Source organism: Zunongwangia mangrovi (genome assembly GCF_900112105.1).
Lineage (GTDB): Bacteria > Bacteroidota > Bacteroidia > Flavobacteriales > Flavobacteriaceae > Zunongwangia > Zunongwangia mangrovi.
The window spans coordinates 1-8,165 of sequence record NZ_FOKV01000018.1; the positions used below are offsets into that span (position 1 = coordinate 1).

Here is an 8,165-nt window from a genome sequence, read left to right on the forward strand (position 1 = left end):
GCTTAATAATTATGTGCTTTCCAGTCTAACACGTAAACGACAGTATATTGGGAAAGCCTGGTATCAAAAGCAAATTGAAATTCCTAAGAAATGGGAAGGGAAATCCTTGATGCTTAATCTGGAAAGAGTTTTATGGAAATCTACCGTTTTTGTGAACGGAGAAGAAGTAGGCTCTAGAGAAAGTTTGATCGGGAATCACCAATATGAGCTTTCAAATTTAAAAGCTGGCGAGAATACGATTAGTATTTTAATTGATAATTCAGATTTCTATCCAGATATTAATGTGATTGGCGATCGTTACCCGGTAAAAGTTAATCAGGAAATGGCGCATGCCTATACCAATCATACGCAGATTAAATGGAACGGTATTTTAGGAGATATTTCGATTAGACCTGTTAGCCAAAAGATCTTTAAAAGTGTTGAGGTTTATCCTGATACTAAAACTGGTATTTTGAATATTGAAGTTGCTACAGATAGTAGTACGTCTAAGCCAATTTCAGTAGAAGTTTTAGATAGCGAGGGAGCTTCAGTTTTTTCAGAATCTATTTCAGAATATTCCGAAGAAGAAAATAAAATTCAATTTCAGTTTTCCGTAGAAGGAGCTTTAGAAGAGTGGGACGAATTTAATCCGCAGCTTTATACGGTTCAGGTAGGTACTGAAGAAAAAAAGATCACCAAGACTTTTGGATATCGTAGCTTGAGCCATGATGGCGGAGAACTTACGCTAAATGATCACCGAATCTTTTTACGTGGGAATTTAGAATGCGTGATCTTTCCATTAACCGGCCGTCCGCCAATGCAAAAAGAGGAATGGTTAGATCTTTATCAAAAAGCTAAGGCCTATGGCTTAAACCATTTTAGATTTCATTCCTGGTGTCCTCCTGAAGCTGCTTTTGCTGCAGCCGATGAGATTGGAATGTACCTTCAGGTAGAATTGCCGCATTGGAGTTTAAAAGTTGGGGAAGACGAAAAAACATGGCAGTTTTTAGAAAGTGAAGCCGATAAGATCATTGCAGATTATGGGCATCATCCTTCGTTTCTATTTATGTCTATGGGGAACGAGTTAGAAGGAAACTTCGATTTATTAAATAATCTGGTTTCAGAATTAAAAGAGAAAGACACAAGACATTTATATGCGACTACAAGTTTTTCTTTTCAGCAACCGGTAGGAACTCGTCCAGAACCAGAAGATGAATTTTTTGTAACGCAGTGGACAGATAAAGGATGGATTCGCGGGCAAGGTGTTTTTAATGAATACAGCCCAAATTTTGAAACTGATTATACCGCAAATAGTCGTAATATAGAAGTGCCATTAATTTCTCACGAAATTGGACAATATTCAGTATATCCAGATATTAACGAGATCGAAGATTATACCGGTGTACTAAAGCCATCAAACTTTATAGCCGTAAAGGAAGATCTGGAAAAGAAAAATTTATTATCGCTTGCTCCAGACTTCACAAAAGCTTCTGGTAAACTTGCAGCGATGCTTTATAAAGAAGAAATTGAAAGAGCTCTTAAAACACCTTCTTTTGATGGTTTTCAGTTATTGCAATTGCAAGATTTCCCGGGTCAGGGGACAGCATTAGTTGGACTTTTAAATGCATTTTGGGAATCCAAAGGAGCTATTAGTGCAGAAGAATTCAGCAAATTTAATAGTCCTTTGGTTCCTCTGGCTCGTTTTGAAAAAGCTATCTATAAAAGTGGAGAACAATTTAAAGCTGAACTGGAAGTCGCTAATTTTTACAAAGAGCTGAAGGATCAAGAATTAGTTGCAAGTCTAACCAATAATAAAGGTGAAGTAATTGCTGAAGAAAAGCTTGAAAATGTAGCACTTTCAATAGGTAATAACACCGCTTTAGGAACTCTTGAGGTGTCTGTAAATGTAGACGCGGCTGAAGAGTGGGAACTTAAAATAAAAGTAGCGGGAACTAAATTTGAAAACAGCTGGCCGGTTTGGGTTTATCCTGAAGAGATTATAAAACCAGAAAGCAATGTTTATGTAACAGCTTCTTTTGCTGAAGCAGATCAACTTTTAAAGCAAGGCGAAAAAGTATTGCTAAATCCTGCTTTAGACGATTTAAACGGAGTAGAAGGTAGGTTTGTTCCGGTATTTTGGAGTCCGGTGCATTTTCCAGATCAGCCAGGCACTATGGGACTTTTAATTGATAATGAACATAAAGCACTAGAAAATTTTCCAACCCAAGAATATACACAATGGCAGTGGTGGGATTTATGTAAACAGTCTAAATCTATAATTCTAGATGATATTTCAGTGAAACCCATTGTGCGAGTGATCGATAATTTTGTGACCAATCACAGTATGGGAAATTTATTTGAAGTAAAAGTGGGTGAAGGGAAATTATTGTTTTCTTCGATAGATATTCTAAGCAATTTGCAAAACAGACCTGCAGCACAGCAATTGCATAATAGTTTAATACAGTATATGAATTCAGATGAATTTAACCCACAGCAAGAAGTAAACTTCGAAGATTTACAAAAAGTTACAAAGAAATAAGCTTAATCTCAACGCATAAATGCGTTGATATAGATCTCGCTAGTAAATTTTAAGTTTTGAAATGAATAATCCCTTAAAGGGTGTAAGTGAAATAACAGGGGTTAGACTTTTTAGAGTTTGACCCTTTTTCATAGATCGTAAGGAAGTGGTTTAAATTGATGCCACAGTTCCTAATAGGTATCGACCACTTTTCTTGGCTTCTCTTTTAGCCATATATAAAGACCTGCCTGCCGCAGGCTGGTTTTATGACTGCTTCATCCGTAAGTATAATCGTTTGTATTTTTTGGTCTTCATTTGAACAAATCTAAGGATATGATTTGTTGCGTTGAGTTATTGAATCCGGGAATTTTGTTTAAAATGATGCATAACGTGTTTGTATATGACAAGTTGCGTGCAGAAAAGAGCTAAATTTTCGGTTGTGCCACAAGCCAATTTTTTGTTTAAGTTTTTATCTTTAAATTTCTAAAATGCCAAATAAAAAATTGGCGACTTTCCAAATTTAAGAAATTTTCGATTTAGAAAAGATCTAGCTATTTGTTATATGCGGTGTTAGGCAAAGTTTTTTTATTCAATGTAATTTTGACGTTTCGCATTTATTTTCCAATTTTTAATTTTTTCTTTATCCCAAATTATCCAGTTATTACATTTAAAACTTCCTTTTAAGATTGTATCATTTTCAAAAAGACCAAACTCCTTTTTAAGTCTCAAATCAAATTCACCATAAATGTCAGATGCTATTGAATAGTCAAATTTAGAAATTTTTATTTTGTATTTGTCAATCGATATTGACTTAAAATCAGTTCCATTGTATTCTTTGTCAGTTGATCTAGAGTGTATGTTTATTTTTTTAACTAAACTATCTTTTAAAACAATAGTTAGGAATTTAAATTGTCCGTTTAATCGATCTATATAACCTAAATCTCTTGTCTGCAATACTGTATTCCATCTTTGATTAGAAGCCTCACTCAATGTATCCAATGTTTTTTTTGTAGGTATTCCTGTCAACAATTGTATTTTTAGACCATTATTTTTTTTGTCTTTGTCACAATTACATACTGAGGCAATACTGTCAATTTTTCGAGAATTTGAAACCGTTATAAAATCCCAAGCAATTTTTTCTGTCAGAGAAGTGTCAATTTTAAAACTATTTTTAAACATCTCTTTTTTTGGAATCGAGTTTTGTATTATTTTACTTTCTTGATCAATTTTCTTTTTTCTCCTTTCTTTTTGTTGGCAACCACAAATGAAGATGAAAATCATCAAATATATTGGAAGTTTATTTTTCATAATTTTGCCTAACGGTCTTGTTTATCTTTCAGTTGTGGGAATTAGAAAATGAAGATAGTAAAAAGAAATGACTTTTACGCGTAAGCGTTCGTGTCCGCAGGACACGACACCACGATTGAAGATAAACGTTGTTACCTAATGTGCTTTTGCGTTTTGCTTTTAACGAGCACTTTATCGTTTCTGATCTTCTTTGTCAGCTAAGTTTTAATATACTTTTGAAAACGAATTTTAGTTTTACTTTTTCTCCGCAAAGATTTTAAAAATAGAGTAGTGCTAAGAACTTTTTATCCGCAACAATTTATCGTTTTCGGTTTATCGAGTTTGAGTAAGTTTTTCTCCTGAGTTCAAATTTCCTTTAGGATTTTTAATCTTCTCTGCGCAAAGTTTAGCGATCCAGTTTTGCATAATCAAAATCCGTTAAGTTTTTAAAATTTCAATTTTCGGATTGAAAATAGATTTTGAATAAATTAATAAAGCTGAGATTTAAACCGCTGATTCTGGTTTCGCATATTTGGCAACGGTCTTGTATAACAATCAGTTGCGGATTGCTTTGAAACTAAGATAGCTAAAATTACCGACTTTTATGCTTGCGCGGTTGTGTCCGCAGGACACAAAGCCGCAATTGTTGTTATACGGTGTTAGCCATAGTTTTTTAAAATTCAGTTTTAGAATCACCAATTTTCATAAAATCAAACTTCTCATAATATTCTTCACTATTTAAAATTCTTTTTAAGTCATTTTTAGAACTTCTGTTTCTTATTAGAATTTCAAAATCATATTGTTTTCCAGATTTTTCTGCTAATTTCAAATAGTTTTTGTTTCCAAATACAGAGTGAGTTGTCCAACTTCCGTAATCCATATATTTAAGATATACATATTCGAGTTCATTCAGTGGAATACTTTTATTCAAACCATTTATGTCAAATTCAATTTTTTCTGTTGAAATTTTAATATTTCCGATTTTTTTCGGCTTGATAAAAGATTGACCAAACAGAAAATAAATTCCTGATGTGTAAATTGCAAGTGCTACATACTTAAAATAAACGTTCAGATTTTCTTTGTCATATAGGAAAATATAGAATGTCGAAATCAAATATAGTATTCCGAACACAACCATAAAGATTTTATTGAATTCTTTAGTTTTTACTATTTCAGTTTTATATTCTGTCGTCATTTGTTAAATTATGGCTAACGGTCTTGTATAACAATCAGTTGCGGGTTGGTTGGAAACTAAGATAACTAAAATTCCCGACTTTTATGCTTGCGCGGTTGTGTCCGCAGGACACAAAGCCGCAATTGTTGTTATACGGTGTTACCACACGTTTTTATTTTATTTGTTCAATCGGAATTTCCAATAAATCTCCATCCCGATGAACTTCGTTTTTGTCAAATTGTTCTTTTGTAAAAGCCTTTAATTTCTTTTCAGGTTTCAAGTATTTTCCAAAAGATTTTACGTCAATCAATTCGTTAAAGGTCAGTTTGGTTAGCACAATCTCAAAGTCAGTATTTGGAAATTTCCGTCCATATTGTAATTCATCAAAATATTGTCCTTGCAAAAACAAGGTCTGATTATCCGATATTTTTATATAAAAACCAGAGCCCAAGTCATAAGTTTGTTTTCGCTTGAATACTTTATCAGTATGTATTTTCAAAACTTGGGCTTTTCCGTTTTTTATTTCGTTTTCCACTTTTTTATTCCAGCCTATTTCTCCGTTTTTATTCATCCAATAAATTACAGTTCCAACAGAAACTATCAGCAAAGGAATTACCACAATTAGTTGTGTTTCAGGTGATACTTTGTTAATGAACTTGTCATAAATTAATAAAGGGGAGAGAATAACAAGAGTTATTCCAATAAATTTCATTCCGAAGTTTTCGAAGTGTTCCCAAAGCGAATTTTTTCTGCTTTTCAAGAGCTTAATTTCTTCTGAATTATATGGACGTTCGATTTTTTTCAAATGTGTGGTAACGTTCTCGATTATCGCAAGTAGAGGAGTAGCGGACACGGATTTGTCGGCTTAATCTTTACTTACTTGGTTTATAAATTTACTCTTTTTTAAATAAAAACCGGTATTTGCGATTAATCGTTGTTGCCTACAGTTTTACTCGCTAATTAAGTTTTGAATATCCTTTTCTATATCCTCTGAGTAACCAACATATTCTTTTTTTACTTTACCTTCTTTATCAATAAGAAAATATCTAGGAAAACTATGAACTCTATATTTTTCATGAATAGTTTGATCACCAAGTAAATTTTGAAACGTAATATTTTTTTCCTGTATTAGTTTTATAGCACTTTCTTTATTTTCTGTTACTACTCCAATTACTAAAAGGTCTTCATTATATTTTGTATTTAATTCTTGTACTTTCGGAAATGATTTTATACATGGACTGCACCAAACCTCCCAGAAGTCTATTAGGATAACTTTTCCATTTTCAAGAATTAAGTTTTTATTATCATTCTGTAAATAAGGCAAATCAATTTTTGGAAACTGTTTATTTAAAATTGGATTTGGAGTTTGCTGTTTTTCACCAATATATTGAAATTTAGAAATTTCGTTTTTAATGTCTGAAACAGAACTTTTAACTTCTTGATTGATTTTTATATTCTTTAGTTCATATTGATACATAGAATTATTTCCCAGTGATTTTCTGCGATTAATAATCTTAATAGGGAAGAAATCTTTCTTTCTTAATTCGATTATTTTTTCTCTATCGGTAATTTCATATACTGTATCAGCCTCAAATGAATATTTAAGAATATACTTATTTTTTTTCTCCAATAACTCCAAGTTTTTATATACAGAGTCAAGTTGAAATATGTTTTCTATAACCATTTGCCCACCAGGACTTCCTAAAACACCTTTATGGTAAATAGATTTAAAGCTCTTTTTTTGATCTTTGATTTCAAATGCCTTGCTATTTTCATAAAAATTAGCTTTGTCCAAATCGTCTCTTTTACCGTAGAATGAAAAACCAAACATCTTATCTTGGGGTCTTTTTTCAATGAGTGCATATCCTGTATTATTCCAAGCAAAACCGTCTGAAAAAGTGTCAATTCTTTGCACGTTATATTCTACTTTATCAATTTTTTCTACATGCCGATTGAATTCAGCTATTACATCTTCTAAATTTTTCTTTTTCTCTTTTAGACAGCTACAAAATGTAATAACTGCTAGAAGTATAAATAATGTTTTTTTCATTGAATTTTCATCAAAATTGCTGGCAACGGTTTCGATTATCGCAAGTAGTGGAGTAAGTGACACGGATTTGTCGGCTTAACATTTACTAGCTTGGTTTCTAAAATTACACTTTTTTATTCGAAAACCGCTATTTGTGATGAATCGTTGTTGTAAGCTGGCCTGTGTTCAACTTAATTTTTACCCATAAGTGTTCTGTTTTGTTTAAAGATTATATTTCTGGAGAAAATTTTATTGTCACTAACTTTGGTGTTTTCTCGATTTTTTTTATTTTTAACCGTTACTAAATTAAAGTATGAGTTATGCAAAAATTGATTTTTTTATTATTCTCAATCTTATTAATTAGTTGCTCTTCTGATGATGACTCTAATGTGTCAGAAAATGATTTCGGAAATTTAATTGTGGGTAACTGGTATTTCGAAGGTGATTGTGGCGAAGAAGATCTTCCTCAACCTAGGTTTGAATTTTATAGTGATGGAACTGTTTCAACGAATTTATTTAATTCCCAAGGATCCGGCACATACCAGGTTTTTCAGGGAGAATTAGAATTAATTGGCTATAACGCAGCTAATGAAAATAATCGGTATACAATCGAAAAGATAGATGAAAACGAAATGGAATGGAGTTATTTGAATTCTGGTGAAAAGTCATATGTTAATCTCATTCGTGAAGATTCGTGTAATTAAATAGAATCATTTAAAATATTGAGTCTTTATTATCATATATAAAGACTCTGCAAATTTAAAAATAAAATTCAGCATACTGTTTTTTGATTTATAAGTAATTTTAATCAGAGCGAATTTGTTTAGTTGAAAATTAATTTTGTGGTGTCATTTATACGTTTGCTGTATTATACTGAAATAGGTTGACCATTTTTGATTCAATTTTCGACAGATTAAATGGTCAATAGTTCTAAATTTTGTTTATTCCTTTTGTAGGAATGATATTCTATATTTCTATTCAAATGAACAAAGTTAGGGGTGTTCAACTTGAGGCTAAAATGCGGTCTTTTGTTGTTGTAAATCTCAACAGCTCTTTTGACCATCTTCTTGGCTAAGTTAGTATTTTTTATAGTTCGTTTTAAATCATATTCATATTTAAGTGTTCTGTTGATTCTCTCAGCCACGGCGTTTTCATAGGGATCGTACTTCTCGGTCATG

General features: G+C 32.0%; 7 protein-coding genes. 2 read left to right on the plus strand and 5 right to left on the minus strand.

Annotated features, from left to right (window positions below; genetic code table 11):
• Positions 1–2,518: glycoside hydrolase family 2 protein (locus BM201_RS17730; RefSeq protein WP_092545127.1), on the plus strand; the 2,518-nt coding region annotated here is incomplete at its 5' end.
• Positions 2,519–3,082: 564 nt separating this feature from the next.
• Here the strand turns inward: BM201_RS17730 and BM201_RS17735 are convergent.
• The 4 genes from BM201_RS17735 to BM201_RS17750 form a co-directional block, all read right to left on the minus strand.
• The gene (locus BM201_RS17735) at positions 3,083–3,805 is read right to left on the minus strand and encodes a hypothetical protein (RefSeq protein WP_092545129.1); all 723 of its coding nucleotides are present in this window, start codon (positions 3,803–3,805) and stop codon (positions 3,083–3,085) included.
• A 652-nt stretch (positions 3,806–4,457) separates the two neighbouring features.
• Entirely contained in the window at positions 4,458–4,979 is a 522-nt protein-coding gene (locus BM201_RS17740; protein ID WP_092545131.1) for a hypothetical protein, read from the minus strand.
• A gap of 151 nt (positions 4,980–5,130) precedes the next feature.
• A complete protein-coding gene (locus BM201_RS17745; RefSeq protein ID WP_092545133.1) occupies positions 5,131–5,763 on the minus strand; it encodes a hypothetical protein in 633 nt (210 codons plus the stop codon).
• 144 nt (positions 5,764–5,907) lie between these two features.
• Positions 5,908–7,008, minus strand: coding sequence for a TlpA family protein disulfide reductase (locus tag BM201_RS17750; RefSeq protein WP_139219291.1), 1,101 nt, complete (start codon positions 7,006–7,008; stop codon positions 5,908–5,910).
• 299 nt (positions 7,009–7,307) lie between these two features.
• On the opposite strand from BM201_RS17750, the gene BM201_RS17755 reads away from it, so the two are divergent.
• A complete protein-coding gene (locus BM201_RS17755; protein ID WP_092545137.1) occupies positions 7,308–7,691 on the plus strand; it encodes a hypothetical protein in 384 nt (127 codons plus the stop codon).
• Positions 7,692–7,900: 209 nt separating this feature from the next.
• Here the strand turns inward: BM201_RS17755 and BM201_RS17760 are convergent.
• Positions 7,901–8,165: integrase core domain-containing protein (locus BM201_RS17760; protein WP_139219292.1), on the minus strand; the 265-nt coding region annotated here is incomplete at its 5' end.

Coding starts and splice junctions, on each gene's coding strand:
- BM201_RS17735 (WP_092545129.1), bottom strand. CDS start 3,805: ATGAAAAATAAACTTCCAATATATTTGATGATTTTCATCTTCATTTGT.
- BM201_RS17750 (WP_139219291.1), bottom strand. CDS start 7,008: ATGAAAAAAACATTATTTATACTTCTAGCAGTTATTACATTTTGTAGC.
- BM201_RS17755 (WP_092545137.1), top strand. CDS start 7,308: ATGCAAAAATTGATTTTTTTATTATTCTCAATCTTATTAATTAGTTGC.
- BM201_RS17740 (WP_092545131.1), bottom strand. CDS start 4,979: ATGACGACAGAATATAAAACTGAAATAGTAAAAACTAAAGAATTCAAT.